22 protein-coding genes are annotated in these 26,224 nt (G+C 63.6%); 12 read left to right on the top strand and 10 right to left on the bottom strand.

Annotation, left to right across the window (positions count from 1 at the left end; all coding sequences use genetic code 11):
- The first annotated feature begins 76 nt into the window (after positions 1-76).
- From ACFUOZ_RS01920 to ACFUOZ_RS01895, 6 genes are all read left to right on the top strand, one after another.
- Entirely contained in the window at positions 77-1,375 is a 1,299-nt protein-coding gene (locus tag ACFUOZ_RS01920; RefSeq protein ID WP_377544149.1) for an SWIM zinc finger family protein, read from the top strand.
- Entirely contained in the window at positions 1,372-2,811 is a 1,440-nt protein-coding gene (locus tag ACFUOZ_RS01915) for a DUF5691 domain-containing protein (RefSeq protein ID WP_377544147.1), read from the top strand. The genes ACFUOZ_RS01920 and ACFUOZ_RS01915 overlap by 4 nt, the downstream gene beginning before the upstream one ends.
- Positions 2,808-3,920 carry an AAA family ATPase gene (locus ACFUOZ_RS01910; protein ID WP_377544145.1) on the top strand — a complete coding sequence of 371 codons (1,113 nt, stop codon included), beginning with the start codon at positions 2,808-2,810 and terminating at the stop codon, positions 3,918-3,920. Before ACFUOZ_RS01915 ends, ACFUOZ_RS01910 begins: the two co-directional genes overlap by 4 nt.
- Entirely contained in the window at positions 3,917-6,163 is a 2,247-nt protein-coding gene (locus tag ACFUOZ_RS01905; RefSeq protein ID WP_377544143.1) for a DUF5682 family protein, read from the top strand. The genes ACFUOZ_RS01910 and ACFUOZ_RS01905 overlap by 4 nt, the downstream gene beginning before the upstream one ends.
- On the top strand, positions 6,160-7,356 hold the full coding sequence (locus ACFUOZ_RS01900; protein WP_377544141.1) for a VWA domain-containing protein: 1,197 nt from the start codon (positions 6,160-6,162) through the stop codon (positions 7,354-7,356). The genes ACFUOZ_RS01905 and ACFUOZ_RS01900 overlap by 4 nt, the downstream gene beginning before the upstream one ends.
- An 87-nt stretch (positions 7,357-7,443) precedes the next feature.
- The gene (locus tag ACFUOZ_RS01895) at positions 7,444-8,703 is read left to right on the top strand and encodes an MFS transporter (RefSeq protein WP_377544954.1); all 1,260 of its coding nucleotides are present in this window, start codon (positions 7,444-7,446) and stop codon (positions 8,701-8,703) included.
- 3 nt (positions 8,704-8,706) lie between these two features.
- On the opposite strand, the gene ACFUOZ_RS01890 is transcribed toward ACFUOZ_RS01895, so the two are convergent.
- A complete protein-coding gene (locus ACFUOZ_RS01890) occupies positions 8,707-9,060 on the bottom strand; it encodes a TraR/DksA family transcriptional regulator (protein ID WP_377544139.1) in 354 nt (117 codons plus the stop codon).
- A 6-nt stretch (positions 9,061-9,066) separates the two neighbouring features.
- Positions 9,067-9,549 (bottom strand): pyridoxamine 5'-phosphate oxidase family protein, encoded by a 483-nt coding sequence (locus tag ACFUOZ_RS01885; RefSeq protein WP_377544136.1) that lies wholly within the window; start codon positions 9,547-9,549, stop codon positions 9,067-9,069.
- Positions 9,550-9,760: 211 nt separating this feature from the next.
- Between ACFUOZ_RS01885 and ACFUOZ_RS01880 the strand changes: the two genes are divergently transcribed.
- Entirely contained in the window at positions 9,761-10,180 is a 420-nt protein-coding gene (locus ACFUOZ_RS01880) for a hypothetical protein (RefSeq protein WP_377544134.1), read from the top strand.
- A gap of 18 nt (positions 10,181-10,198) precedes the next feature.
- Here the strand turns inward: ACFUOZ_RS01880 and ACFUOZ_RS01875 are convergent, their stop codons facing one another.
- Positions 10,199-10,813, bottom strand: a complete 615-nt coding sequence (locus ACFUOZ_RS01875; RefSeq protein WP_377544131.1) for a dihydrofolate reductase family protein — start codon at positions 10,811-10,813, stop codon at positions 10,199-10,201.
- 77 nt (positions 10,814-10,890) lie between these two features.
- Positions 10,891-11,286: a hypothetical protein gene (locus ACFUOZ_RS01870; protein ID WP_377544128.1), complete on the bottom strand. Its 396-nt coding sequence runs from the start codon at positions 11,284-11,286 to the stop codon at positions 10,891-10,893.
- An 86-nt stretch (positions 11,287-11,372) separates the two neighbouring features.
- On the opposite strand from ACFUOZ_RS01870, the gene arfB reads away from it, so the two are divergent.
- Positions 11,373-11,792 (top strand): alternative ribosome rescue aminoacyl-tRNA hydrolase ArfB, encoded by a 420-nt coding sequence (gene arfB / locus ACFUOZ_RS01865; RefSeq protein ID WP_377544125.1) that lies wholly within the window; start codon positions 11,373-11,375, stop codon positions 11,790-11,792.
- 49 nt (positions 11,793-11,841) lie between these two features.
- Here arfB and ACFUOZ_RS01860 read toward each other — a convergent pair whose 3' ends face one another.
- Positions 11,842-13,377: a hypothetical protein gene (locus ACFUOZ_RS01860; RefSeq protein WP_377544122.1), complete on the bottom strand. Its 1,536-nt coding sequence runs from the start codon at positions 13,375-13,377 to the stop codon at positions 11,842-11,844.
- A 140-nt stretch (positions 13,378-13,517) separates the two neighbouring features.
- Here ACFUOZ_RS01860 and uvrA point away from each other — a divergent pair, with 140 nt between their 5' ends.
- The gene (gene uvrA, locus ACFUOZ_RS01855; protein WP_377544119.1) at positions 13,518-16,025 is read left to right on the top strand and encodes an excinuclease ABC subunit UvrA; all 2,508 of its coding nucleotides are present in this window, start codon (positions 13,518-13,520) and stop codon (positions 16,023-16,025) included.
- A gap of 1 nt (position 16,026) precedes the next feature.
- Here the strand turns inward: uvrA and ACFUOZ_RS01850 are convergent, their stop codons facing one another.
- Positions 16,027-17,775, bottom strand: a complete 1,749-nt coding sequence (locus ACFUOZ_RS01850) for a pyruvate dehydrogenase (protein ID WP_377544116.1) — start codon at positions 17,773-17,775, stop codon at positions 16,027-16,029.
- A 97-nt stretch (positions 17,776-17,872) separates the two neighbouring features.
- Here ACFUOZ_RS01850 and ligD point away from each other — a divergent pair, with 97 nt between their 5' ends.
- Together ligD and ACFUOZ_RS01840 are read left to right on the top strand one after the other, a co-directional pair.
- Positions 17,873-19,111: a non-homologous end-joining DNA ligase gene (ligD, locus tag ACFUOZ_RS01845; protein ID WP_377544113.1), complete on the top strand. Its 1,239-nt coding sequence runs from the start codon at positions 17,873-17,875 to the stop codon at positions 19,109-19,111.
- Positions 19,112-19,157: 46 nt separating this feature from the next.
- Positions 19,158-20,336 (top strand): cation:proton antiporter, encoded by a 1,179-nt coding sequence (locus tag ACFUOZ_RS01840; RefSeq protein WP_377544952.1) that lies wholly within the window; start codon positions 19,158-19,160, stop codon positions 20,334-20,336.
- Here ACFUOZ_RS01840 and ACFUOZ_RS01835 read toward each other — a convergent pair.
- The 4 genes from ACFUOZ_RS01835 to ACFUOZ_RS01820 are packed head-to-tail and all read right to left on the bottom strand — an operon-like array spanning position 20,320 to position 25,202.
- Positions 20,320-20,526: a DUF2945 domain-containing protein gene (locus ACFUOZ_RS01835; protein WP_377544110.1), complete on the bottom strand. Its 207-nt coding sequence runs from the start codon at positions 20,524-20,526 to the stop codon at positions 20,320-20,322. The genes ACFUOZ_RS01840 and ACFUOZ_RS01835 overlap by 17 nt on opposite strands.
- 1 nt (position 20,527) lies before the next feature.
- Positions 20,528-21,523: an NAD-dependent epimerase/dehydratase family protein gene (locus ACFUOZ_RS01830; RefSeq protein WP_377544108.1), complete on the bottom strand. Its 996-nt coding sequence runs from the start codon at positions 21,521-21,523 to the stop codon at positions 20,528-20,530.
- Positions 21,520-24,186 carry an alpha/beta fold hydrolase gene (locus ACFUOZ_RS01825; protein WP_377544105.1) on the bottom strand — a complete coding sequence of 889 codons (2,667 nt, stop codon included), beginning with the start codon at positions 24,184-24,186 and terminating at the stop codon, positions 21,520-21,522. Before ACFUOZ_RS01825 ends, ACFUOZ_RS01830 begins: the two co-directional genes overlap by 4 nt.
- Positions 24,180-25,202 carry a 3-oxoacyl-ACP synthase III gene (locus ACFUOZ_RS01820; protein ID WP_377544102.1) on the bottom strand — a complete coding sequence of 341 codons (1,023 nt, stop codon included), beginning with the start codon at positions 25,200-25,202 and terminating at the stop codon, positions 24,180-24,182. The genes ACFUOZ_RS01825 and ACFUOZ_RS01820 overlap by 7 nt, the downstream gene beginning before the upstream one ends.
- Positions 25,203-25,399: 197 nt before the next feature.
- Between ACFUOZ_RS01820 and ACFUOZ_RS01815 the strand changes: the two genes are divergently transcribed.
- Entirely contained in the window at positions 25,400-26,212 is an 813-nt protein-coding gene (locus ACFUOZ_RS01815; RefSeq protein ID WP_377544099.1) for a hydrolase, read from the top strand.
- Positions 26,213-26,224: the final 12 nt, after the last annotated feature.

The raw sequence follows: 26,224 nt of genomic DNA, 5'->3' as shown, positions 1-26,224 counted from the left end.
CCCGGCCTGCATCTTTTAAGGCGGCCCGCCCGGACCATGCGTAAAAGTGTCGGAGCGGTCAGGCAGAATGAACCACATGGGGCGTTGGAGCGAAGAGAGAGTCATCAGTGCCGCTCCTGACGCATCATCACTGGCTGCTGCGCGCAAGCTTGCGCACCCCGGGCCGTGGTCGGAGTCGGGCAGCACCGATGTTTTGGTGTGGGGCAAATGCCAGGGCAGCGGTAAAAGGCCCTATCAGGTGAGCGTGGACGTGGTTGCCCCTGCCTACCGGTGTTCGTGTCCAAGCCGGAAGTTTCCCTGCAAGCACGCTTTGGCGCTGCTTCTGCTGTGGGCCCGCGGCGAGGCAGCCGGGTCAGCAACCGACACCGCCGATTTCGCCCGGGAATGGGCAGACCAACGGGCCGACCGGGCATCGGCCAAGGAACGGCGACAAACCGGTCAAGCTACGGATCCCGAGGCACAAGCCAAACGCCTCACAGCACGGTTGGAGCTGATGGACGCCGGGATGGCCGACTTCGCCCTATGGCTGACTGACGTCGTGAGGACCGGACTTGCGGCAGCGCGGAAGCAACCGTATTCGTGGTGGGACGGCGTGGCGGCACGACTGGTGGATGCCCAGCTCCCCGGAGTGGCCGAACAAGTGCGGCAGATGGCTTCGGATGTTCACGGGAGAACGGATTGGGCTGATCATCTGCTGATGACCCTCGGGCGCTGGTGGGCCCTTACCAAGGCGTGGGCGCAGAAGGACGGTCTTGCCCCCGATGAGTTCGCCGATCTCAAAACAGCGGTCGGCTGGGCCACGCCCTCGTCCGAAATACAGGAGACGGAGTCCTTGCCGGGACCATGGCTCGTCCTGGGTGCGCACAGAAGTGACGACGGCCGCCTCCAGCAACAGCGGACCTGGCTGAGGTCACCCGAGGGAACTGTCGTCGTCGTTCTTGATTTCGCAGCGCAGGGCCAAGGCCTCGCCACCCCGCAACTGTCCGGAGCCCTTCTCGAGGCGGCGCTGGCCCGCTACCCGGGCTCGGCACCGCAACGCGCCATGTTCACCGGTCCCATCAACCCTGGGGGCGTGGCGACGACACTCGGCAATGGCTGCACTATCGCCCAGGCTCTTGGGAATGAGTCCACCGCGGTGGCAGCCTCGCCTTGGCGGCTCCGTCACCCGGTGCTGTTGGGCGACGTTACGGTCAGTCCGGAGGACAGCGGCTGGATCTGCGACTCCCATGGTCACGCCCTTCCGATGGTAGACGCCCCGCTTGATGCGCTCCTGGCGCTCACGGGGGGCCAAAAAGTGGATGTTTTTGGTGAGCTGGAGGACGGACGGATCCGTCCGTTGACCGTCGTCGTGAACGGGACGGTGGTGACCCCGTGAGATGGACTGACGAGCTCCGAACAACTGCCCTCGTGGGAACCGGACGCCACGAGGCTCCCGTGCTGCCCCCGGAACTCGGTCTCCGCGCCCCTGAGGGTTTGTCACGGGAAGAAGCTCTTCTTGACCAGGCCGCGTTGGCGGACGTGGTGGGCCGGGCGGCACGGACGCCCGCCCCATCGGCTCCCGGGCTTCAGGTGCTGCCGGCACCACCTGATGCTGAGCCGCAGGCTACAGGCGAAGCGGCACGGCTCCTGGAACTCCTGCTCAATCAGCCCCCTGTGGGACTGGAGCTCAGGAACCAGCTGTTGGTGGACTGGCTGGGCTTCGCGGCACAAACACGACTCCGGGTCCCCCACCGGTTGCTTCCGGCGCTGTTCGCGGTGGCCGGGAACACGTCGTCGGTATTCAGGGTATTGGAGCCTGCCATAGGGACACGGGGGGGATGGCTCCAAGAGTTCAGCCCATCATGGTCCGCCCGGCCGGAACGACGAGAACCCGGGCACGTTGACGCCTCAGTGGACCTTGCAACAGATACCCCAGTGGACCCTGTGGCAGCAGCCCGCGGGCAACTGTCCACGCAGTGGAATGCTCTCAGCGCCCGGACGCGAGCGAACCTTATGAAACTCCTGGGCACCGACCTCCGCGATGAGGACGAGGCACTGTTGGAGAAGGGCCTGGACGACAAAGCCAAAAGCGTGCGCGAAGTTGCAGCCGAGCTGTTGGACCAGCTGCCAGAAAGTGCCCGTGCCCGGCGGATGGCCGACAGGCTGCTGCCATTGCTGCACGTCAAGGGATTGCTTAACAAGCGCTTCGACATCGACCTTCCACCGGATCCGGACGCATCAGCGTTGCGGGACGGAATCGCGCCGCAACCACGCAACGGTGAACCTGACCGCCTGGGAAGGCTCGAGACCATCATTACGGGTGCACCGCTGGAGGTCTGGACCTCGGTTTCGGGCCGCAGCCCGGAAGCGACGGCAGCCCTCCTCAAAGACGAGCCGAGGATCCTGGACGCTCTGACTTCAGCGGCCGCCGGCCGCAACAACCTGGAATGGGTCCGGGCCCTGCTCACCATCAGGACCGATACCCGGCTGCTGCATTGCCTGCCTGCCGGCGAGCGTGAGCGCTGGCTGGTGCGGCACATCCAGACAGGCGGGGAAGAGCCCGTCACCCTGGCCTATTTACTGCGCGAGCTCCCCCAACCATGGGGTACTGCGTTGGCAGAGGCTGTTCTTGCGGTTATCTCCGCCAAGGAAGGGGGCCGTTTGGCTTCGATGCTCTCCGATGTCCTACCCACGGCGTTGCCGGCAGAGGCAACGGCGACGTGCCGGCGCTTGTTGGAGCGGACTGACGAGGACGCCGCCCGGCGTCGGGTTCTCCGCGACGCCGTCCAATACCAATCATTCAGACAATCCTTGACGGAGGCCTTCCGATGACAGATCCACAGAACGGAACCGATGTTCTTCGCGCCCACGCAGAGAACGCGTTCGCTGATGAACTCAACGCATTGGCCGCTGTTGATGACCGCCCGCGGCCGCCCAGCTGGCAGTTGTCGCCATGGGCTGTCACCAAGTACATTCTGGGTGGAACACTGGCCAATGGAACGCAGATCACCCCGAAATATCTCGGTTCGGAGCGGCTGGTGGAAGTCGCGGTGGCATCCCTGGCAACCGACCGGGCCCTCCTGTTGCTCGGCGTTCCGGGAACGGCCAAGACGTGGCTCGGGGAGCATCTGGCGGCAGCCATCTCCGGTTCATCAACGCTGGTGGTACAGGGCACCGCGGGAACACCCGAGGAAGCACTGCGTTATGGATGGAACTACGCGCGTTTGCTGGCCGAAGGTCCATCCAGGGCCGCGATGGTAGCGGGACCGGTCATGCGGGCCATGGAAACAGGAAGCCTGGTGCGGGTGGAGGAACTGACGCGCATTCCCTCCGATGTACAGGACTCCCTGATCACCATCCTCAGCGAGAAGACCCTGCCCATCCCGGAACTGAATGAAGAGGTACAGGCCCGGAAGGGTTTCAACGTCATCGCCACGGCAAATAACCGGGACAAAGGCGTCAACGACCTCTCCTCGGCACTTCGACGCCGGTTCAATACTGTGGTCTTGCCGCTTCCGGACAGCATCGACCAGGAAGTGGAGATCGTCACCACCCGGGTCCGCAGCCTGGGCGAGGCACTGGAACTGCCCGCGGATCTGGCTGCACTGTCGGAGATCCGGCGGGTCGTCACTGTGATGCGTGAATTGCGGGCAGGCGTGACGCAGGACCAGCGGACCACCATCAAGTCGCCATCGGCCACCCTGTCCACGGCCGAAGCGATCTCCGTGATGACCAACGGACTTTCCCTGGCAGCCCACTTCGGTGATGGCACGGTCAGGGCCGACGACGTCGCGGCCAGCCTTGTGGGCGCCGTCGTCAAGGATCCCGTTCAAGACCGTGTGATCTGGCAGGAGTATCTGGAAACCGTCGTCCGCAACCGACCCGAATGGAAAGACCTCTACAGGGCCTGCCGCGACCTCGAATCCGCCAACCAGACATGACAGAAGTACACATCCTGGGTATCCGGCACCACGGACCCGGTTCGGCCCACTCGGTGTCCGAGGCCTTGGCAACGCTGCGACCTGATCTGGTGCTGGTGGAAGGGCCGCCGGAACTTGACCAGGTGATCCCCCTGGTCAAGGACCCCGACATGCTTCCGCCTGTTGCGGGGCTTATCTACGCGGTGGACGAGCCCCGGTTGGCTTCGTTCTACCCTATGGCTGCCTTCTCTCCGGAGTGGGTGGCCATCCGTTGGGCTCTGTCCACAGGAACGCCCGTCCGCGCGCTGGACCTTCCCGCCGCTAATTCCTTGGCCTTGAAGGTCGCTTCCGAAGCAGAGGCCGTCAGCCCGGTAGAGCGGGGTTACCGCCCGGACGCTATCGGAATCCTGGCCGAGGCGGCCGGCTACAGCGATGCGGAGCGTTGGTGGGAGGATGCCGTGGAGCACCGCAGTTCAGACCCAGCCGAACGCTTCGAGGCACTCATCGATGCGATCAAGGAGATCCGGGCGCTGGATGAGCGCCCGGAAGACCATCCGGACGTCGTCGAAAACAACCGTCGGGAAGCGGCCATGCGGCGCATCCTGCGGGCCGCCATGCGGGAGGGCCATGAACGTATCGCCGTCATCTGCGGCGCGTACCACGCACCTGCCCTTGTACCTGCGGACTTTCCGTCCGCAGCAGCAGACAATAAGGTCCTGTCCGGCCTCCCCAAAATCAAGGTGTCCGTCACATGGGTTCCCTGGACCTCGGACCGGCTCAGCCTGGACAGCGGATACGGAGCAGGTGTCGCAGCACCGGGGTGGTACCAACATCTCTTCTCGCACTGGATGTCCAAGGACCCTTCCAGCGATGTGGCCACGACGTGGTTGGTGCGGGTAGCCCAGGCCCTTCGGGGACAAAACCTGGATGCCTCCACCGCGTCCGTGGTGGAGGCCACCCGCATGGCCACAGCGTTGGCGGCAGTCCGGGGCAGACCGAGTCCAGGACTTCCCGAACTGGACGACGCCGCCCAGGCTGTCCTCTGCGACGGCTCTGCTCTTCCCCTGGCACTGGTACATCGGGACCTCACTGTTGGATCCGAGCTGGGAAGCGTTCCTGACTCCGTTCCCACGCTTCCCCTGTTCGCCGACCTCACCGCCCACCAGCGCAAGCTGCGCATGAAGCCAAGCGCAATGGAAGAGGTCATGGTCCTCGACCTCCGCAAACCGAACCAACTGGCCCGCTCGGTGCTGCTGCATCGCCTGGCACTGGTGGGAGTGGCGTGGGGCGTGCCGACGGAGACCGGCAGGACCACCGGCACTTTCAAAGAGGCATGGAAGCTTGAGTGGAGGCCCGAGCTTGCCGTTTCACTGGTTGAAGCGAGCCGCTACGGCACCACTGTTGCCTCCGCCGCGGCGGCTTTCGTATCCGAACAGGCCCAGGCCGCCGAAGGCCTGCCCGCAATGGGTGCTTTGCTGGAAGCGTGCCTCCTGGCCGATCTCCCCGACGGCATAGCCGGGGTCGTCACCGCTTTGGCCGCCCGCACAGCGCTCCAACAGGACGTTCCACCCCTCCTGGAGACCATCGCTCCCCTGGCCCGCACCTGCAGATACGGAAATGTGCGTGGTGTCGATGTCAGGGACGTCCGGAAGATCCTTGAGGCCACTGTGGTACGTGCCTGCGTGGGCCTGCCGACAGCATGCGCCGGGCTCGACGACGACGCCGCTGCCGCAATGCGCAGAGCCATCGATTCGGCCCAGGACGGCATGACGCTGGTACCTGAACTGCCGATGCTTGATTGGCACACTGCGTTGGGCGGCGTAGCGCGCTCGGACAAAATCCACGGCTCCGTAGCGGGCCGGGCCACGCGTCTGCTGTTGGATGCCGGGTTGCTGGGCCCGGAGGATGTCGCGGCGGGCCTGAGCCGTCGGCTGTCCGTCGCGACGCCTGCGCCGGAGGCCGCCGCGTGGCTGGACGGGCTCCTGTCCGGCGACGCCACGTTGCTGATCCACGACCCGAGGCTCTTGAAACTGGTGGATGAATGGGTGGACGGAGTCCGTGACGACGTCTTCGAGGACGTCCTGCCGCTGCTGCGCAGAACGTTTTCTGCATTCAGCCGTCCGGAACGCCGGGAGATCGGCGAGCAAATTAGCCGCGGGACTTCCTCGCGGGATGCCGTTGGCGATGCCGGCATGGACTTGGCCGCGGCAGGGCCCGCACTGGAAACGATGGCGCGAATCCTGGGTTGGGAGGCCGTAGCGTGAACGATGTTTCGGACCACACTGTTGAGGTCCGCGATCGGTTGAGCCGGTGGCGACTGGTGCTGGGCGGCGATGACGCGGACGGAATCTCAACGGACGACGGCGGACAGGTCCAGTTATCGGACGATGACACCCGACGCGACCAAGCCTTGGAAGCACTCTACGGTGATGGCTCCGGCCGGCGGGGCGGCCTGGCTTCTTCAAGTCCACGGGTAGCCCGCTGGCTCGGGGATATCCGTGGCTATTTCCCGTCCTCGGTGGTCCAGGTGATGCAGGCTGACGCCATGGACCGTCTGGGCCTTAGGCAGCTTCTTTTGGAACCGGAAATGCTCCGCACCGTGCAACCGGACATCAGCCTTGTCAGTACCTTGGTGGGCCTTGGCAGGGTCATCCCGGAAGCGTCCAAGGAGACTGCACGGTCAGTGGTCCGCCAAGTTACCAAGGAACTTGAGGAACGGCTCCGCGCGAAGACCATCCAAGCAGTTTCGGGGGCGTTGAACCGCTCGGCCCGGACCCGCCGGCCACGGCACCGGGACATCGACTGGAACAGGACAATCGCTGCAAACCTCAAGCACTACCAAGCCGAATACCGGACGGTAGTGCCGGAACGGCTGCTCGGCCATGCCAGGCGCAGCACTGAGATCCAGCGTGAGATCATCCTTTGCATCGACCAATCCGGTTCCATGGCCGAGTCGGTGGTGTATTCAAGCGTTTTCGGTGCAGTGCTCAGTTCACTTCCCTCGGTAAACACCCGGTTGGTTGTCTTCGATACCGAGGTCGTTGACCTGACTGACGATCTCGATGATCCCGTAGATGTTCTTTTCGGGGTGCAATTGGGTGGTGGTACGGACATCAACAGGGCTCTGGCTTATTGCCAAGGACAGATCACCAAGCCGACAGAAACCATCCTGGTGCTGATCAGTGACCTTTATGAAGGAGGCATAGCCGAGGAAATGCTGCGTCGGGCGGCGTCAATTGTCGGCGGCGGAACCACCATGATCGCCCTGCTGGCCTTGAGCGACAGTGGTCACCCGTCGTTCGACTCCCAGCACGCCGCAGCGCTTGCCGGTATCGGAGTCCCGGCCTTCGCTTGCACGCCGGACCTGTTTCCCGAAATGATGGCAGCCGCCATCGAACGCAGGGATGTCGGCGAGTGGGCCGCCTCCCAGGACATCCCCACAAGCCACGAACCATAAACCGCAGGCACGGATCTGGCGGCAGCGGGCAATCGGCGCGAGAATGGGCACGTGGTCCCTCCACGCGCCCGCGGGACCGGCGACACCATGAACCCGGCCGCCCGCAAGATTCAACGCGTCTACCTGACGTTGACGCTGGGCAATACCGTTGCGGCGTCGTTCATTTGGGGCATTAATACCCTCTTTCTGTTGGACGCCGGCTTGAGCAACCTTGAGGCTTTCGCCGCCAACGCCTTCTTCACCGCAGGCATGGTCCTCTTCGAAATTCCTACCGGTGTGGTGGCTGATGGCTGGGGACGGCGTACTTCCTTCCTTCTGGGCACCGTGACTCTCGCGGCATCGACCTACCTGTACTACCTGCTGTGGCAGACATCGGCGCCGTTCTGGATGTGGGCGGTGGTCTCGGTCCTACTTGGACTTGGATTCACGTTCTTTTCCGGAGCGGTGGAGGCCTGGCTCGTTGATGCCCTTCGGTTTTCCGGCTACGAAGGCGGCCTCGAGTCCGTACTTGGCCGGGGCCAGATGGTCCAGGGCGTGGCGATGCTTCTGGGCTCCGTGGCGGGCGGCGTGATTGCCCAGGCCACCAACCTTGGCGTGCCTTTCATCCTGCGCGTGCTGGTGCTGCTGGCCATGTTCGCCGTCGCCTTTGGGCTGATGCACGACGTCGGCTTCTCGCCCGAGCGATCGACGCATCCACTGCGGGCGACCCATGCGGTGCTCACCGCCTCGATCGAGAGCGGTTTGAAAAACCCGCCCGTACGATTCGTGATGCTGGCCGCTCCCTTCAGCGCCGGCGTCGGGATTTACGTTTTCTACGCCTTGCAGCCCTACCTGCTGGACCTCTTCGGCGACCCGCAGGCGTATTCGATCGCCGGCCTTGCCGCAGCCATTGTTGCAGGCTCCCAGATCCTGGGAGGCTGGCTGGCTCCGCATGCCCGGAGCCTTTTCCACAAACGCACTTCCGTGCTGATTCTGGGCGGAGTGGGTGGCGCACTGATCCTGATTGTCCTCGGATTCACCCACAGTTTTTGGGTGGCCTTGGCGCTGTTGGCGCTGTGGGGCGTGGTGGGGTCCGCCGTCATGCCTGTCCGGCAGGCATATCTGAATGACATGATCCCGTCCAAGCAGCGGGCCACTGTGCTGAGCTTTGATTCGCTGATGGGCTCAAGCGGAGGGGTGGTGATTCAGCCCCTCCTGGGCCGTGGCGCCGACCTCTACGGATATCCGGCATCTCTTGCCATGGCCGGGGTCGTCGAGATCCTTGCGGTGCCGTTCCTTGCGGCGAGCCGAAAGTATGGCGCAGAGGCCGATCGCGCCAGTACGGCCGAAGCCGGGCAGAGCAATTGAACACTACCTGCGCCCTGAGGCATGCAGCACGCAGAACGGCGTCCACGGCCGGGCTTCAAGCCGGCCTTCAGGTATGTCGATTCCGCAGATTTCACAATGGCCATAGGTGCCCGCTTCGATCCTGACCAGCGCGGCGTCGATCTGCTCGAGACCTTCCCTGCTCTGGCCAAGAAGGGCGGAGGCCTGGGAGAGCTCGAAGGCTATGGTGCTGCCCTCGGGATCGTGCTCGTCGTCGACATTGGAGTCCAGCCGTGCTTGGCTCACCGAGGTGATGTCGCTTCGAAGCGCCGAGAGCAGCACCAGCCTCCGGTCACGCTCCTGCTCAAGAAGTATCCGGAACCGCTCTGTGTCAACCATGGACGCTCACAATTCCACGGTACCGCTTTCGCCAACACTGAACCGTGAGTTGGTGACCTTGGCTTTGACCCATTGCAGCACCGTAGCTGCCGTGCCGCCCGGGCTTGTCCAGTATTCGGCGGAGTCGGAATCCACGTGGATCAGGCAAACTTCCGGGGTGTCCGGACCGTCTGGGAACCAGGCCTCCACCACCTGGTTCCACATTTCGTGGATCTTCGCGCGGTCTGTGACCACTTGGGCGGTACCGGCAACCGAAACCCACTCCGTGTTCTTGCCAAAGGAGACGTTGACGCGGGGATCCTGCCGGATGTGGGCAACCTGGGAGGTTCCCAGTCCCGTAAAGAACCACATGTCGCCGTCGTCCTTCACTTCCTGGACGGCAAGCGGCCGGCTGACCAGGGCGCCTTCTTCGTTGATGGTGGCCAGCATCCCGATCTTGGAATCGTTGATGATGTCGGTGACCTTGCTGATGCCCTGCTCTTCAGTCATGTTTGCTTCACTTCCTGTTGCGCCGGGGACTTTCCCACCCCGACAGCCTAATAGTAAGTTTACTTATTTACTAGGAGGGCGAGGAATTGCCGTATCCGGAACACTCCGCGGGAATCTTGACGGTGTCCCATCCGTTCTACAGATGCGTGGCCTGCCAAGGGCGGCCTGCCCATGTTGGGCAAACATCGCACGAGGAAGTTTGGGGACTGCCATGATGTTGAATGAAACCATTGCCCACCTCCGGGCCGCCCACTTGATGGTCAGGGATGCCGAAGAGTGGGATGCGCTCTCCGCGGCCTTGGCCAATGCCTACAGCTCAAACGACGACGAGCTCGTGGAGCAGCTGCTGCCACAGTTTCTTCAGTCGTGGCGAACCGTCACGCGCTATGTCCTGCGTGACACCTTCGACAACGCGGGCATCTCCGTGGCCGACGCCACGGACCCCTGGGGAATTGCCGTCCTGACCGCGCGCGGGATAAGCGCAGAGCCTCTTCTCAGCCTCCCGGCCGTGAACGGTTTGGCGAGCCCAGCGACCCCTGCCTTGGAGGGCCGACGCCTGTTGACCTTCCCGGAAACAATGGACCACTATGCCCTGTCGCTGGCGCCGCTGTTCACCACCCAGGACGCCTGAATCCAAGGGTATTGCCGGCTACCCCCGTCCCAACGGAGCATCGATAACCCGGGGAATGTACTCCAGCAGTTGGAGCCTGCCATCGAAAGTGCGGCTCTCGACCATGTCCAATGCCACGTCCGGGTAACCGTCGTAGATCCGTTCGCTTCCGGTCTTTCCCGTGATGACAGGAAAGATGACCAAACGGTAGCGGTCCACCAGCCCAGCTGACAGCAAAGACCTGCTCAGGCTCAAGCTTCCCAGCGTGCTCAGCGTGCCGCTCCGGGTTTGCTTCAGCTCCCTGACTGCTTGCACGGCATCTGAGGAGATCAACTCGGAGTTGGGCCAGGCCAGGGGCTCTTGCAGCGTCGAAGAGAAGATGATCTTGGGCACCGCGGCGAGGCCTGCCAAAGAGTCCCCTTCCTCCTTGGAGAACCCCGAATCTTCCTCGGAGGCCTGTCCGGACATGCCGGACATGAGTCTGTAGGTGTTTGCCCCCATCAGCATGGTGACGACTTTCGTGGCTTGATCGTCGAGCCACGCCAGATATTCAGGGCCCTCCAATCCCCACCAGCCCGGCCACCCCTCAGCTGAGGCATAGCCGTCCAGCGAAATGATCAGATCCACCATCAGGGGTGCAGTAATCCCACTCATCGAAGTCCTCCCGCCTCGGGCGGCGCATCAGCCCCGCGCGCACATGGTAGCCCTGGCGTGAACAGGCATACAAGGGGCTACAGAGCGACGAGAACCAGCCCTCCTATAGTGCTGACGATGCCGACGCCAGTGAGGATCCACCCAAGAATCAGCACGGTGTGATCGTAGCGCGGAGGCTCAAGGGAGCACCGTGACGGATGGCAGGCATCGTAGTGCACCACAACACTGCCGGTTCCGGCGCCGTCCTCCGTTGCCGCGATGTCGAGCAAGACCTTTCGCTCCTCGAGCTCCAGGTCCACCCAACGAAGTCCCAGGAAGCCGCCCGCCGCGAACTGCTCGCCGTCGGCGGTTACCCATTGGCACCTCCGGCGGGCGATGACCCACGCCCATACCAAGAGGGGCACGCCCGGAACGAACCCCACCCAGGTCATCATTTCCAGTATGGGGCCCAGAAAATCCGCGAATCCGGCCATGACTTGATCCTAAATGCGCCAGGCCGGCATTGGACAGCCGACGTCTGCTCGGGGCCACTGACCATGGGACGTGCAAGGCTTGTCCCATGGACTTGGACATCCCCCCTTCGCTGAAGATACCGGCGTCGGAACTCAGCTGGAGGTTCTCGCGCTCCTCAGGGCCAGGCGGACAGCACGTCAACACCACCGACAGCCGGGCCGAGGTGACGTGGAACGTCGTGAATTCGGGAGCTTTGACCGATGAGCAACGGCAGTTGTTGCTGCAACGACTCGGAAGGCGCCTGGTCGCTGGCGCCCTGACCGTGACGGCCTCGGAGGAGCGCTCACAGCTACGGAACCGGGAGCTTGCCCTGGCCAAGCTCGCTGGTCTCATCACCGAAGCGCTGGTGCCGGAAACCGTTCGCCGGGCGTCCAGGCCAACCCGCGGTTCCGCGCGCCGTCACCGCGCCGCCAAAGAACGGCGCTCGCTCACTAAACAACAACGACGTCGGCCCGCCGCTGAGTGAACGCCCTCGCTCCAGGAGCGGGACACTGCCGCTGGCCCTGGTTCGGTGGTCAGCCTTTCAGCGTCACTTTGCCACTGGCGCCGAACCACGCGATGCTTCCGCCTTGGAAGTCTTGAACAACAGCGCCGTTTGCCGGGTACTCGTCCGTCGTGGGATAGCCGAGGGCGCCCTTCTCGAATCCTTGTTGGCCCCACAGGGAGCGAATAGCTCCCATACTGATGTGCGTGCCGCTGGCGGGAGAGGAGTAGATGGAACCATTTTCATACGCTTGACCCACGCCAGCGCCCACCATTCCTCGGATTTCGTCAGAGACCGGATACCCCAGAACGCCCGTTTCGTATCCGAGCGAAGCCCATTTGACGCGGATCAACCCTGTGCTGACATGGGCACCGGTTGTCGGCGTGAAGTAGATTGAGCCGCCTTCGTAGGCTTGGCCGATGCCACCTTTGGCCATACCCCGGATCTCGTCAGTTGTCGGGTAACCCAGGAACCCCTTCTCGTATCCCATTCGCCCCCAGGCGGCGCGGATGGTGCCCATGCTTAGGTGGGCACCCGTACTTCCGCCCCAATATACGGAGCCGTTCTGGTAAGCCTGCCCACGGGCCCCGCGGGACATTGGCATTTCATCGGACGTCGGGTAGCCAAGGATCCCGTTCTCGTATCCTGTTGAGCCCCACTTCCCCCGGATGATACCCGTGCTGAAGAACGTCCCGGACATAGGAGAATGGTAAATGGAGCCAAACTGGAATGCCTGGCCCGCGCCGCCGTTCTTGAGGCCATACATCTCGTTGCTGACAGGGTCACCGGCGTAGGCCGGCCCACCGATCGCAGCATACTTGTTGGTGATCGCTCCAAACGGTGAGCTGCTGAACGGAGTGAAGATGTCATCCACTGCGCCCATGATGATGCGGTCGCCGGGCCGGTTGGTCTTGAGGAGCTGGACCACCGTGCCGAGGTTGGTGGAGATGCAGCCAGCACTGGGTACGTTCCCGGCGTGGAAAAAGATGGCGAACGAGGCACCTTGCACGGTGGGCATGTCCGGGTAGCGATTCCAATTAATGACGGCCGCTTGCTCGTAGAAGCCTTGGTTCATGTAGGTCCAGAGGTTCTCGTCCGATTCGCCACCAATCCCCTCAAAGTACTGGTTGTAATTGGGGCCGTGTTCGCCTCCCCAGCGGGAATACGGGTTCAAGGTGTAGTACCTCAGTGCGGTTCCCGGGTTGGACCGTCCCAAGGCTTCAGTGAAACTGAAACTGCCTGTCGGCGACTTCCAGGTATCTTCCCACGCCATGTTCTGCGCCGAAAACCCCTTGGACCCGGCAAATCCAGTGGTCTGCCACTCCTGCGCATAACCGCTGCCGGACCTGACACAACCCGTGACGATCACAGCCGACTGCGAGCGGTCCATTGCCGTCGCAAAGGTGACCCTGTTGGCACCGTAGGACGGGTACTTCACCTGCCCTGCACTGAGCCGCTGGCATGGGTTGTAGACCTGCGCACCCGCTTCCGCGGCAGTCGGTATCGAGACGGAGGCCAGCGCCAGCGTCATCGCGAGAACCCCGGCTGAAACCATTCTTCTGATCACAAGTCTTCCCCCGAACCGACAGACACCACAAACAAGCCAGTAAAGGGTCCGGCCTCCTTAGTAGGTTAGGCGACCAAGGGGGCAATCCCGGCGAGGCCTGCCGGTACGACCCGACGGCCAGGCCCGATAGAGTCGTGTAAATGGACAGTGACCTGACAATCGCCAGTCAACCCACGCCCGACAATGCGGGCTGGACCTCAGACGACCTCGCCGACGGCATGGTCAAAGTGCGTGGGGCCAGGGAAAACAACCTCCGTAACGTCAGCGTGGACGTTCCACGGGACTCCATCGTGGCTTTCACCGGGGTCTCCGGATCCGGGAAGTCCTCTTTGGCCTTCGGCACCATCTTTGCCGAAGCGCAGCGGCGCTACTTCGAGTCCGTTGCACCGTACGCCAGACGCCTCATCCAACAAGGCCACAACCCAAAAGTGGAGTCCATCACCGGCCTGCCGCCCGCCGTCGCGCTTCAACAACGGCGCGGAACGGCCACGGCCCGCTCCAGCGTCGGCACGCTTACGACGCTCTCCAACTCCCTGCGGATGCTCTTTTCCCGGGCGGGCAAATATCCGGAAGGGGCGAGCCAACTGGATTCCGATGCGTTCTCCCCGAACACCGCTGCCGGTGCGTGCCCCGAATGCCACGGCCTGGGCGTGGCTCATACAGTGACGGAGGGGTCAGTGGTTCCCGACCCGTCCCTAACCATCCGCGAGGGGGCCGTTGCAGCGTGGCCCGGCGCCTGGCAAGGCAAAAACCTCCGCGACATCCTCACGCACCTGGGATACGACGTGGACACGCCGTGGAAGAAGCTATCCAAAAAGGATCGTGACTGGATCCTGTTCACCGATGAGCAACCGGTCGTGGAAGTGACTCCACAACGGGACCGGGTGGCCAAGCCGTACAAAGGCCGGTTTTGGAGCGCGAAAAGGTACGTCCTGCACACCCTGGCAGACTCAAAGAGCAGCACCATGCGGGAGCGTGTGCTGCGATTCATGGAAACCGGGCGATGCCCAGCGTGCGGGGGCAGTGGACTCCGACCTGAGGCGCTCGCCGTTACCTTCGCTGGGAAAACGATCGCCGAACTCAACGCTCTGCCTATGACGGACCTCGCCGATGTTCTCCGTCCCACAGCCGGGCTGAAGGCGGCCAGCACTGCCTCGCGTAAGCAGACTTCCGGTGAAAGCAATGAAGTCGCCATCGCCATCGCGCGGGATCTATTGAGCCGCATCACGGTACTGCTGGACCTCGGACTGGGCTACCTCGCTTTGGGCCGGCCCACGCCAACCCTCTCCCCCGGCGAAATGCAGCGGCTCCGCATCGCCACCCAGCTGCGGTCCGGCCTCTTTGGCGTCATCTATGTGCTGGATGAGCCTTCCGCGGGCCTTCACCCGGCTGACGCTGAACCCCTCCTGGCCGTACTGGAGACCCTGAAGAGGTCCGGCAATTCCGTTTTCGTGGTGGAGCACAACATGGAGTTCGTCCGGGCAGCGGACTGGTTGGTGGACGTCGGTCCACACGCCGGAGAGGGCGGCGGCCAGGTGCTTTACAGCGGCCCCGTGGGAGGATTGGCGTCGGTGGAGGATTCCATCACCGGGCCCTTCCTGTTCGCGGAGCACAGCAAGGACGCCGGAACGCTCGACGGCCCACGGGAACCCAAGGGCTGGTTGAACCTTCGCCACGTGAACCAGCACAATTTGCGCGACCTTGACGTCGACTTCCCGCTGGGAGTGCTGACGGCGGTGACGGGCGTGTCGGGCTCGGGCAAATCAACCTTGGTCAGTCGTGTCCTGGCTGCTGTGGTGGAAGCCGGGCTGCACCCGGAGCCCTCCACCGACGCCCGATCGTTGGTATCCGGGCTCGGGGGTCTCGACCGACTCGTGCAGGTGGACCAAAAGCCCATCGGCCGCACTCCGCGTTCGAATCTGGCCACCTACACCGGGCTCTTCGACGGAGTCAGGAAGGAATTTGCCGCCACTGACGGTGCCCGGGCCCGCGGATTTGGAGCAGGGCGGTTTTCCTTCAACGTTCCCGGAGGTCGTTGTGAGACCTGCCAGGGTGAAGGATTCGTGGCTGTGGAACTGCTGTTCCTGCCGGGCAGTTACGGTCCGTGTCCGGAGTGCCACGGCACGCGTTTCAACCCTGAAACCCTTGAGGTGACGTACCGGGGAAAAAACATTGCTGATGTCCTGGGGATGACCGTCAAGGCCGCGTCGGCGTTCCTTGAGGATATGCCGTCGGTCTCCCGCAGCCTCCAGACCCTGCAAGAGGTTGGACTTGGCTACTTGAGGCTTGGCCAACCGGCAACCGAACTCTCCGGCGGCGAAGCCCAGCGCATCAAACTGGCAACAGAACTGCAACGCATCCAACGCGGGCACACCCTATACCTCTTGGACGAACCCACCACGGGATTGCACCCCGCTGACGTGCAGCTTCTGATGGCACAGCTCCACAGGCTGGTGGAGGCGGGGAACACGGTTGTCGTGGTCGAACACGACATGGATGTGGTCGCGGGCGCGGACTGGGTGATGGACCTCGGCCCCGGAGGCGGCGACGCCGGTGGTACGGTCATGGCAGCTGGCCCGCCGGCCGTCGTCGCGCATTCCAACGACAGCCGGACGGCCCCCTACCTGGCAGCCGCCCTGGGACGGTAGCCTACCGCCGGGGAATGTTCCGGAGATTGCTCCGCGCCATGCTGACAGCTTCTCCGGCACCCCGGTTCAGGACAACCTTGGACATGGCAGTGGCAAAGCCGATGACCTGCGAGCCCGAAATCTTCGGCGGGATGGACAATGCATTGGGGTCCGTGATGAGTTCGACCAATGCAGGGCCGGGGTGGGCGAAGGCTGCCCGGTAGGCTCCCTCGATGTCAGCAGGATCGGTGACGCGTACGGCATGGAAGCCCAACGCCTTCGCGACCTCCGCATAGTTCGCATCAGGCACGTCAACGCCAAAGTCCGGAAGTCCGTCCACCAGCATTTCGAGCTTGACCATGCCCAAGGTGGAGTTGTTGAACACCACCACCTTGACCGGCAGCTTGTGCGCGGCCACCGTGATGAGTTCTCCCAGCAACATGGAGAGGCCACCGTCGCCGGAGACGGACACCACTTGGCGCCCGGGATAGGCCACCTGGGCACCGATGGCGTGCGGGAGCGCGTTGGCCATGGACCCATGCAGGAAGGATCCAATGAGACGCCGGGTTCCAAGGGGATTGATGTAGCGCGCCGTCCAGACGTTGCACATGCCGGTGTCCGCGGTGAAGATCGCGTCGTCGGCTGCAAGCTGGTCCAGCAACGAGGCAGCATATTCCGGGTGGATCGGCTGCTTCTTCTCCACCTTGCGGGTGTAGGCGCCCACAGCTTTGTTCATGAGGCGGTCGTGCTTCTTCAGCATCTGGTCGAGGAAACGGCGGCTCTTCTTGGGTTTCACCAGGGGCAGCAGGGCCGCCAGCGTCGGCAGCACGTCGCCATGGACCGCAATGTCGACGTCGGTGCGTCGCCCCAACCGCTCCGAGGCCCGGTCCACTTGCGCGGTGCGGGTATCGGGAAGGAACTGATCGTAGGGAAAGTCGGTGCCAAGGAGGATCAGCAGGTCCGCGTCCTCGATACCCTCAGCCGCGGCTCCGTACCCAAGCAGGCCCGTCATGCCGATGTCGAAGGGGTTGTCGTACTGGACAAAGTCCTTGCCCCGCAACGAATGGCCGATGGGAGCGTTGATCAGCCCGGCCAACGAAATCAGTTCGTCATGGGCGCCCTCAACACCGGCACCGGCGAAAATGGCGACTTTTCCGGCGTCGTTAATGGCCTCGGCCAGTTCGCGGACGCTCGCGGCGTCCGGCACCAGGCTCGCGGGACGGAACGTGGCCGGCAAAGGGGTCGGGGCGGCAGCCTCCAGACCGGCGATATCGCCGGGAAGGGTAACCACCGCGACACCTCGAAGGCCAATGGCATTCTGGATGGCGCTGTGCATGACCCGGGGTGCTTGCTCGGCGGTGCTGATGAGTTCCGAATAGACGGAGCACTCGTTGAAAAGCCGGTCCGGATGCGTTTCCTGGAAGAAGCCGCTGCCGATCTGCCTGCTGGGAATATGTGAAGCGATGGCAAGTACGGGAGCGCCGGTTCGGTTGGCGTCATACAGGCCATTGATCAGGTGCAGATTTCCGGGGCCACACGATCCCGCACACACTGCCAGCTTTCCGGTCAGTTGCGCATCAGCCGCTGCAGCGAACGCGGCTGCCTCTTCATGACGGACGTGAATCCAGTCAATGCCCCCGTTTTTCGAGCCTCCCGTCTGACGAACGGCGTCAACGATGGGATTGAGGCTGTCGCCCACGATTCCATAAATCCGCTGCACACCGGCAGCCTGGAGTTGTTCGATGAGTTGGGTGGCAAGTTCCTTGGCCATTGTGTGCAGGCTCCCTCAATTGTGGTGGTGGGCTGACATGGCCAATATAGTCGGCCAACCTCTGGTTGGATCCGATGTTCATTGCTAGCGTGACCGCATGAGCCCCTCCAAGACACCGGCGGAAGTACTCGACATAGGCGGCGCCGAAGTCCGCATCTCCAACCCGGACAAAATTGTTTTTCCGGAACCGGGCGTGAGCAAGCTCGATCTGGTCAACTACTACCTCTCGGTGGCCGACGGCGCCCTCCGTGGGGCGGGCGGCAGGCCGATGGTGCTCAAGCGCTTCCCAAAGGGCATCGACGCCGAACCTTTCTTTCAGAAGCGGGTGCCGGAGAATCATCCACCCTTCATCGACACGGCAACGCTTCACTATTCATCCGGTACCTCTGCCGAGGAGACGGTCATCCGGGATGCCGCCGGCCTGGCGTGGGTTGTGAATCTGGGCTGTCTCGACCTCAACCCACACCCGGTCAGGGCCGAAGACCTCGACCATCCCGACGAACTGCGGGTGGACCTTGACCCCTTGCCCGGCGTCGACTGGTCCCAGATCGTGGACACCGCCTATGTGGCGCGCGAAGTGCTGGGAGACGTCGGGCTTGTTGGATGGCCCAAGACCAGCGGCTCCCGGGGACTCCACATCCTGGTGCGCATAGCTCCGAGTTGGTCCTACCGCGACGTGCGTTTGGCCGCGGAGACCCTGGCCCGCGAAGTGGAAAACCGTGCCCCCGGCCTTGCCACAGCCCGATGGTGGAAGGAAGAACGGGGTGAGAGTGTCTTTGTCGACTTCAACCAGAACGCGAAGGACAGGACCGTAGCGTCCGCCTACTCCGTCCGGTCGCGGCCCGATGCCCGGGTCTCCATGCCCCTTTCCTGGGAGGAAGTACGTTCCGCCCGGCCCGAGCAGTTCACGGTGCTTACGGTGCCTGAGCGGTTCGCTGCAAACGGTGACCCGCATGCCGGTATCGACAACGACGCCGGCTCGCTTGACGGGCTGCTCGCTTTGGCTGCCGAACTCGGCCCTGCAGAAAAGGCACCACGTTCGGGAGATGGCTCGGGGCGCCGGACATCGATCATGCCGCTCGTAGAGGTGGCGCGTACCAAGACCAAACCCGAGGCACTCGCTGCGTTGGAGGAGTGGAAGAAACAATACCCGGACGTCTTTTCGGAACTGCATCCTGCAGACATCCTGATCGATGGGATGCGGGGATCGAGTTCCCTTTGGTATCGGGTGAGGGTCAACCTCCAGCATGTCCCTGAGCAGGAGCGGCCGTCACAGGAGGCACTGATTTCGGACTACGATCCCTGGGCGGGCAGGGAATGGCCCGGGCGTCCCTGACGGACGGCCCTCCCCGGCAGCAGCCCGGTTGTTGGAGGCGTCCGTGATGCAAAGCTTGTCTGTATCGCTGGTCCTCATCGCCGCCATGGCCGTTGCGGCTCCCCTGGCTGCCCGCTTTGTGGAGCGGGTAGCAAAGATCCCCATAGTAGTGTTCGAGATCGTACTTGGGATGCTGCTCGGTCCCAGCGTCCTCGGCTGGGTCCAGTCGACACAGTTCACCGATACCTTGGCGGATTTCGGGCTCGCCATGCTGTTCTTCGTGGCGGGCAACGAGATTGATTTCGGGGCCATCCGCGGCCGGCCCATCATCCGGGCCTCTGTTGGCTGGATCATCTCCCTGGCTGCCGGCGTGGCGGCCGGATTCGCGTTGGTCTCCGCAGTGGAAGCGGCCGTGATCATTGGCGTCGCGCTCTCTTCCACTGCCCTGGGAACACTGTTGCCCATCCTGCGGGACGCAGGCCAGGCGAAGACCCCGATCGGCATTGGGGTTGCCGCTTTGGGGGCGGTGGGCGAGTTCGGCCCGCTCATTGCCATCTCACTGTTTTTCAGCGGAAAGCAACTAGGGGCAGCCTCGGGGGTACTTCTGGGCTTCGTTTTGTTGACGGTGGTGGCGATTTTGCTGGCATCACGCTCCCGGCACATCCTGTTTCATTCGCAGGTGACCCGGACGCTGCATACCAGCGGGCAATTCGCGGTCCGATCCATCATGCTGATCCTTAGCTCCCTTGTCGTCCTGAGCACGCTGCTGGGACTGGACATGCTGCTGGGTGCCTTCGCGGCCGGTGTCTTGTGGAAAGTGGCGATCGCACGGGCACCTGAGGCCGACAGGATCGTCATCGACAGGAAAATCGACGCCATCGCTTTCGGCTTCCTCGTTCCGGTCTTCTTCATCGACACCGGGATAGACTTCGAGCTCGGCGCTTTGACATCCAGTCCCCTGGCCCTGGCCATGGTCCCCTTGTTCCTGGTCCTGCTCCTGGTTGTGCGTGGGCTGCCGTCACTGCTTGCAGCTCCGGCAGGCTCCTCAGCCCGCGGAAAGCGAGCCATCGTGCTTTTCGGGGCAACCGGATTGCCGGTGATTGTGGCCGTCACCGGGATCGGCCGTGACCATGACCTGATCTCCAGCGGCATAGCCTCCGCCCTCGTGGGCGCAGGCATGCTCTCCGTCCTGCTGTTCCCCTTGTTCGCTCTTCGCCAGCTGCAGGGGGCTACTTCTTCTCGGTGAGCGCAGACTCCTTGTGGGCGGCACGGGCTCCCGTTTTGTCTGATTCCACCACGTACTGCGGCTCGTCCTCGCTGGCCCGGTGCGTGTTGCCGTCCAACTCGAAGTCGCTGGTTTTCTTTTCGACGACCTTGCCGTGCGTTTTGCCCTGCGGGGTGTTCCACTCAACGTGGGTTCCGGATTTCAGCGTCATGTCAGCCCTTCTGTGTGAGGTCCGTTCTTCTGCCTGCGTAGTACTCTGCCAGCCGGGCCAGGCCCTCATCAAGGGTGACCACCGGCGACCAATCGAGGAGCCGCCGCGTCTGGCGTTGGTCGAACCAGTGCGCGGTGGAGAGCTGTTCGGCGAGGAACCTTGTCATCGGGGGTTCTTCGCTGCGCCGTGCCCACGTCCAGGCTTTTTCAACCACGGTGCCGGCCGCCCTCACCACAACGCCCGGCACTGTCCACGACGGCGCTTGGACTCCTCCGGCAGCACAAATGTCAGCCAGGAGCTCGCCGATGGGACGCGGCTCGCCATTGGTCACCACCACCGCTTTGCCTCGAACGTGGTCCATCCGGTGCAGGGCTGCAACTATCGCCGACGCAGCATTGTCCACATACGTAGTGTCGATCAGCGCTGCCCCGGCATCGAGAAGTGGCAGGCGGTGTCGTGCGGCCCGCGCCAGGACCCTCTCGACCAACTGGGTATCACCGGGGCCCCACACGATGTGTGGCCGTACGGCCGCAACCCTGAATTTTGGGGCGTCCGAGGCAAGGGCCAACAGTTCCGCTTCTGCCTTCGTGCGGGAGTAGTGGCCATGTGCCTGCACCGGGTCTGCCGGTTCTGCGCCGAGGCCGGCAATGGCCTGGCCGGAGTTCGCGACGGACGGAGAGGAAACAAACACTGTGTCACGCACGCCGGCGGCCCGGGCCGCTTCGAGCAGACGGCGGGTTCCTTCGACATTGACGCTGTGGAAGTCCGCAGCACGTCCCGCGAAGGAAACCTTTGCTGCCAGATGGATGAGTCCTTCCGCCCCGTCCACCGCCCGCCGGACATCGGCGTCGTCGGTCACCGAGCCACAAATGTCCGTAGCCCCATCGACTCCGGAGGGCCTCCGCTGAAAGGTGGTGACCTCGTGGCCCTGGGACACCAGAACCCGGGCCACCTCACTGCCCAGTAGCCCGCTGGCTCCCGTAACGAGAACCCTCATGGCTTACCCGGGCGGCCACCGGCCAGTACGCGGTTGGCCCACCGGGCCAGGCGGGTCCGGTCGATCTTGGCGTTGTGCCGGATATCCGTGGGCTGGGCCGGCACCTCGAGCACTGCCGAGACCTGGACGCCGGCGCCCAACGCTGCCCGCCGGATGCTGGCGGCAAGCTGCGGCGCCGCCGGACCGGCTTTGCGGGCCGGCGGAACGGTTTCGACGACGGCGGCAACGGCTTGGGTGCCGCCCGGTCCCACACCAACAACTGCGGCAAGACGGACGCTTTTCAGTTGCTCAATGGCTTGTTCGGCCCCTACTGGCGTCACCACCGCGTCCGGCGCGGTGATGACGTGGACAAGGCGGCCTTCCACCCACAGCCGGCCTTCGGCGTCGAAATGTCCAACATCGCCGGTGCGGTGCCACCCGGGCGGATTGACGCTGTCCTGCTGGGTGATCCACAGCCTGTCGTAGGCCTCCTTGACATGCGGTGCGCTAACAAGGATTTCGCCCGTGACGGCGGCCTCGGTTACTGGGCTCGAACCGGAAGCCTTCCCGTCAGCGTCCAAGGGTATGACCGCCAAGCTTGCACCCTGCACAGCTGTCCCCACGCACACACCATTTCCTGCCCCGAGGCAGTTGCCGGTTGCCGCGTCGGCTGCCGCCGCCTGGATCTGTTCGAGGCTGATGTCGGTCACAGGAAGTGCTTCGGTCATTCCGTAAGGGGTTCGCAACGATGCGTGCGGCAACAGCTTCTGGACGCGAACCAACAATGGTTCGGGCACCGGCGCACCGGCGGACAACAGCAAGCCGACCTTGCCCAGGGCCTCGTGAGCGCGTCCAGTCAGGGCGTCTCCGGTGGCCACGACATTGCGCAGCGCAGCTGGAGCGGCGAAAACCACGGTCGCGTCGATGGCCGCCGCAGCGTCCGCCAAGGCCTCAGCAGTCAGAGTGCCTGGCGCTGTAACGTCCATATCCGGGGTCACGGAAACTGCGCCGAGTGCAGGCCCCAGCAAGGCGAACGGGGCGAATCCTGCCACCAGCCTGGAGCCGGCCCCGATGTTGAAGGTTCCACCCACCGTGTCCCGCATCGCCGTCAGTTGGCGATGCGTATAGAGAACCCCTTTGGCGGGGCCGGTGGAGCCGGACGTGAACAGGACTGCCGCTGGCGCGTCAGCATCGGCGGCGTCCGGTTGTGATCGGTCCGCACTTGTTGCGCCTTGCCTCGCCAGGGCGTCCAGCGAGGTTTCCACGCGAAGCATACGACGGCGGCCGGCCGGAAGGTCGCGCACGCTGAACCGACGCCCGGGCCAACCCAGCAGCGACGCCGCCGCCAGGGCTTTTTCAATGCCGATGACGACATCAGGGGTTGCGCCCTTGACCGCCCGGCTCAGACCCCTGGCTCCCAGCCCGGCGTCGGCCACCACCACCACGGCGCCCAAGCGCAGGCAGGCATAGAGCGTCACAGTGAGGTCGACACCGGGTGGAACCATCAGACTTACCCGGGTGCCGCTGCCCACTCCCGACCTGCGAAGTCCTTCCTGGAGTTCCAGGATGTTCCGGTGCAACTGGTGCCAGCTCAGTGATCGGCTGATTTTGCCGTCGCGCCCCATTTCCGCGACAGCCGTTTCCGGACTGGCGGTTCCGCTTGCCAGCACCTCAACGGAATCCCAGAATGGCCGGAACCCCTCCTCCCGCGGTTTCCCGGAAGAAAGGCTGTCATGTTCAGGGCCGCCTGCGCGTTCGTGGCGGCCGGCGAGCCACTGGAAGAGAGGCGTTGCGATATCCCTGTCCTCGGCCACCAAGTGACCTGCACCTTCGAAGCGATGTACGTCCGCATGCGGAAGCCGTTCCACCAGATCCTTGAGGTACCTGTCGGAGAAGATGGGGTCTTTGGGACCCCACAGCATCAGAGCCGGCACCTTGAGCTCGCGCAGACCCTCCGCGATGTCGTGCAACGCCGAAAAGCTGGGGTGCGATTCATCCGATGGGATATCGGCCACGAAGTTCCCCACACCTGAGCGGTGGAACGCGTCCAGATAGGGGGCCATGTAGGCCATCCGGACATCCGCCCGCAACGGTGGGTGGGCCAAGGAGTGGGTCACCTTGAGGAAGGCGTCCGTGGTCGTTGTCCCCCACCGGTGCACAGCGGGATGCAAGGCCAGCTGCAGGGCCGCCGGAATACTCGAACCTGAGGGCTGGTGGACAGCCGTGTTGGTCAGGACCACGCCTGCAAGTTTGTCTCGATGGGCCAGTGCCCAGCCGAGGCTGATGACTCCACCCCAGTCATGGCCAACCGTGATGACGGGACCGTCCAGGCCCAGCACGTCAGTGAGATCACCCAGGTCGTTCACCCGGTCTTGCAGGCGACGGAAGGTGCCGGTTCGCTCCGAAAAGCCCATGTCCAATTGGTCCACCGCGATGACGCGCCATGGACGGGCGGCATCGGAGCCCGCGGCCAGCAGTGTCCGCCAAAGATAGGACCAGGTTGGATTCCCATGGACGCACAGCAGAGTGCCGGCGGGAGTCAGGCCGCGCCGGGCGAGCTGGGGGCCGTTGTCCAGGATGTGCCAGCGGTGCGTTGTGCCAGGCACGTCAACTGCCGACGTCGAACTGGTATGAACTATCCGCGACCACTCAGGGTCGACGCCAGGCCAGCTGGTGGCTACCAAACGATCTCCACCATTCCCGCGTTCAAGCCCGAACCGACACCCATGCACAGGACACGGTCTCCAGAGGTCAACGATTGGGCCTCGGCAGCGAGGGTCATGGGCAGGGAGGCCGGGCCAACGTTGCCCCAGTGCGGGAAAGTAATGGGAACCTTGTCAGGGTCCAGGTCGATGGCATTGATGATGGCCTGGGTGTAGGCGTTGCTGACTTGGTGGGTGACATAGCGGTCCATCGTGGCCCAGTCCCACTCCGGCTGGGCCTCATGCCAGGCGTCCACCACCAGCTGGAGGCCGCCATCCAGGAGGCCCTTGGTGTCGGTGGTCATCCCATCGATACCGCCTACGCACAATTCGTGGTGCTCTGTGCCTGCCCGCATCACTCCGCCGAGGAGCCGATGCCCGCCTGGGTGCTCGTTCGCGGGCCCGAGGACCGCCGCCGCAGCCCCCGATCCCAACGTAAGAGTGGCAAATTCCCGGTTAAAATCATCGCGGGTGGTTTCGGGCCGCTGCAGTCGTTCCAAGGTTGCTTCCTGGGTGCTTTGGGCATCCTCGCCATTCACAATCACCGCGTACTTGATTTGGCCGGAATCAATCATGTTGGCCGCCAAGATCATGCCGTTGACGAACCCGAGGCAGGCGTTGGCCAAGTCGAAATTCAGTGCGGACGACGGCAAGCCAAGTTCATGGTGGATTTTGACCGCCACGGATGGTTCCAGGTTTCGCCTGGTAACCGATGTGTTGATCAACAGGCCGATTTCGGAAGCTTCGACGCCCGCCTCCGCCATTGCCTTGGCACCGGCGTCCACTGCAGCGTCGTCGAAGGATGTCCCCGCAGCCCACCACCTGCGGTGGGTGATGCCGGCCACGCGTTCCAGCAAACGGGGTGGAAACTTCAGGCGCTTCAGTGTAGATGCCAGCCTGCGGTCAAAGTCCGTCGAACTCACAATTCTCGGAGCTTCGACGCTGCTCACCGAGAGCAGTGCGGTGTTGCTGTGCCGGAAGGTTGCATTCCCTGCCAAAGTCGAGCCCCTGTTCATTTCCGTGCTGCATTCTTGCGGTGACTGTACCCATCAATGCAAGCCCAAGACATTAACTATGCAGGGGAAATCCCCGTCATGCATATTTGGCCGCGGGCTGCCCCGGGAAGCAACGCCCCGATTTCGCTTCCGGGAGAATTTCTTTTGCCATAGTCTGGGCAAATGCCTGGGAGGAACGAATGCTGATCTGTGCAGCCTGCGCCGTCGAACGCGAAGAACCCTTGCCCGATTCCTGCCCCATCTGTACTGATGAACGACAATACGTTCCCTTGGGTGGACAACAGTGGCTCTCCCTGGATGAACTGCAGCGGACAGGCCAACAGACGTCGTTGCACGAGAACGAGCCAGGGCTCATTGGCATCAGCACTTCCCCGAAGGTAGGGATCGGCCAGACAACCCAGCTGGTGCTGACGCCTGATGGTTCACTGCTCTGGGATCCGATCGGCTACGTCGATGACAACGTTGTGCGCTCCGTGCTGGAACATGGACCGGTGCTGGCGATCGCATCCAGCCATCCACACATGTTCGGCGTGCAAGTGGAGTGGTCGCGCCGGCTTGGGGGCGTCCCAGTGTTGGTGGCCAGGGCCGATCGCGACTGGCTTGGGCGTGAGGATCCGATGATTACCTTCTGGTCGGGGAGCTTGCAGCTTGCCGAAGGATTGGTCCTGCACCAGACCGGGGGCCATTTCCCGGGCAGCGCCGTGGCCCACTGGGCAGCGGGAGCACAGGGACGAGGTGTCCTGCTCACCGGCGACAGCGTCTTTCCCAATCCGGACCGTCGCTCCATAGCGTTCATGCGCAGCTACCCGAACCATCTTCCGCTCTCCGGTAAGGTAGCTTTGCGAATTGCGGCTCAGCTGGGGGAACTCACGTTCGACCGGATCTATGGCAACTTCAATAACGTCATCAGTACTGACGCCGGGGAGATTCTGCGCTTATCGGCTGCTCGGCACGCTGCGTGGGCGGGCGGCGACTTCGACCATCTGACCTGACCCGGGCCCCGG

Origin of the sequence: Paenarthrobacter sp. NPDC057355, assembly GCF_042667405.1 — a bacterium.
GTDB lineage: Bacteria > Actinomycetota > Actinomycetes > Actinomycetales > Micrococcaceae > Arthrobacter.
The sequence above is the reverse complement of the archived record's forward strand: the minus strand, read 5'-3'. Positions and strand labels throughout refer to the sequence as shown.

Coding starts and splice junctions, on each gene's coding strand:
- ACFUOZ_RS01835 (WP_377544110.1), bottom strand. CDS start 20,526: ATGACGCTGAAATCCGGAACCCACGTTGAGTGGAACACCCCGCAGGGC.
- ACFUOZ_RS01905 (WP_377544143.1), top strand. CDS start 3,917: ATGACAGAAGTACACATCCTGGGTATCCGGCACCACGGACCCGGTTCG.
- ACFUOZ_RS01870 (WP_377544128.1), bottom strand. CDS start 11,286: ATGGCCGGATTCGCGGATTTTCTGGGCCCCATACTGGAAATGATGACC.
- ligD (WP_377544113.1), top strand. CDS start 17,873: ATGAGCCCCTCCAAGACACCGGCGGAAGTACTCGACATAGGCGGCGCC.
- ACFUOZ_RS01875 (WP_377544131.1), bottom strand. CDS start 10,813: ATGAGTGGGATTACTGCACCCCTGATGGTGGATCTGATCATTTCGCTG.
- uvrA (WP_377544119.1), top strand. CDS start 13,518: ATGGACAGTGACCTGACAATCGCCAGTCAACCCACGCCCGACAATGCG.
- ACFUOZ_RS01890 (WP_377544139.1), bottom strand. CDS start 9,060: ATGGTTGACACAGAGCGGTTCCGGATACTTCTTGAGCAGGAGCGTGAC.
- ACFUOZ_RS01880 (WP_377544134.1), top strand. CDS start 9,761: ATGATGTTGAATGAAACCATTGCCCACCTCCGGGCCGCCCACTTGATG.
- ACFUOZ_RS01885 (WP_377544136.1), bottom strand. CDS start 9,549: ATGACTGAAGAGCAGGGCATCAGCAAGGTCACCGACATCATCAACGAT.
- ACFUOZ_RS01920 (WP_377544149.1), top strand. CDS start 77: ATGGGGCGTTGGAGCGAAGAGAGAGTCATCAGTGCCGCTCCTGACGCA.
- ACFUOZ_RS01815 (WP_377544099.1), top strand. CDS start 25,400: ATGCTGATCTGTGCAGCCTGCGCCGTCGAACGCGAAGAACCCTTGCCC.
- arfB (WP_377544125.1), top strand. CDS start 11,373: ATGGACTTGGACATCCCCCCTTCGCTGAAGATACCGGCGTCGGAACTC.
- ACFUOZ_RS01830 (WP_377544108.1), bottom strand. CDS start 21,523: ATGAGGGTTCTCGTTACGGGAGCCAGCGGGCTACTGGGCAGTGAGGTG.
- ACFUOZ_RS01895 (WP_377544954.1), top strand. CDS start 7,444: ATGAACCCGGCCGCCCGCAAGATTCAACGCGTCTACCTGACGTTGACG.
- ACFUOZ_RS01840 (WP_377544952.1), top strand. CDS start 19,158: ATGCAAAGCTTGTCTGTATCGCTGGTCCTCATCGCCGCCATGGCCGTT.
- ACFUOZ_RS01850 (WP_377544116.1), bottom strand. CDS start 17,775: ATGGCCAAGGAACTTGCCACCCAACTCATCGAACAACTCCAGGCTGCC.
- ACFUOZ_RS01910 (WP_377544145.1), top strand. CDS start 2,808: ATGACAGATCCACAGAACGGAACCGATGTTCTTCGCGCCCACGCAGAG.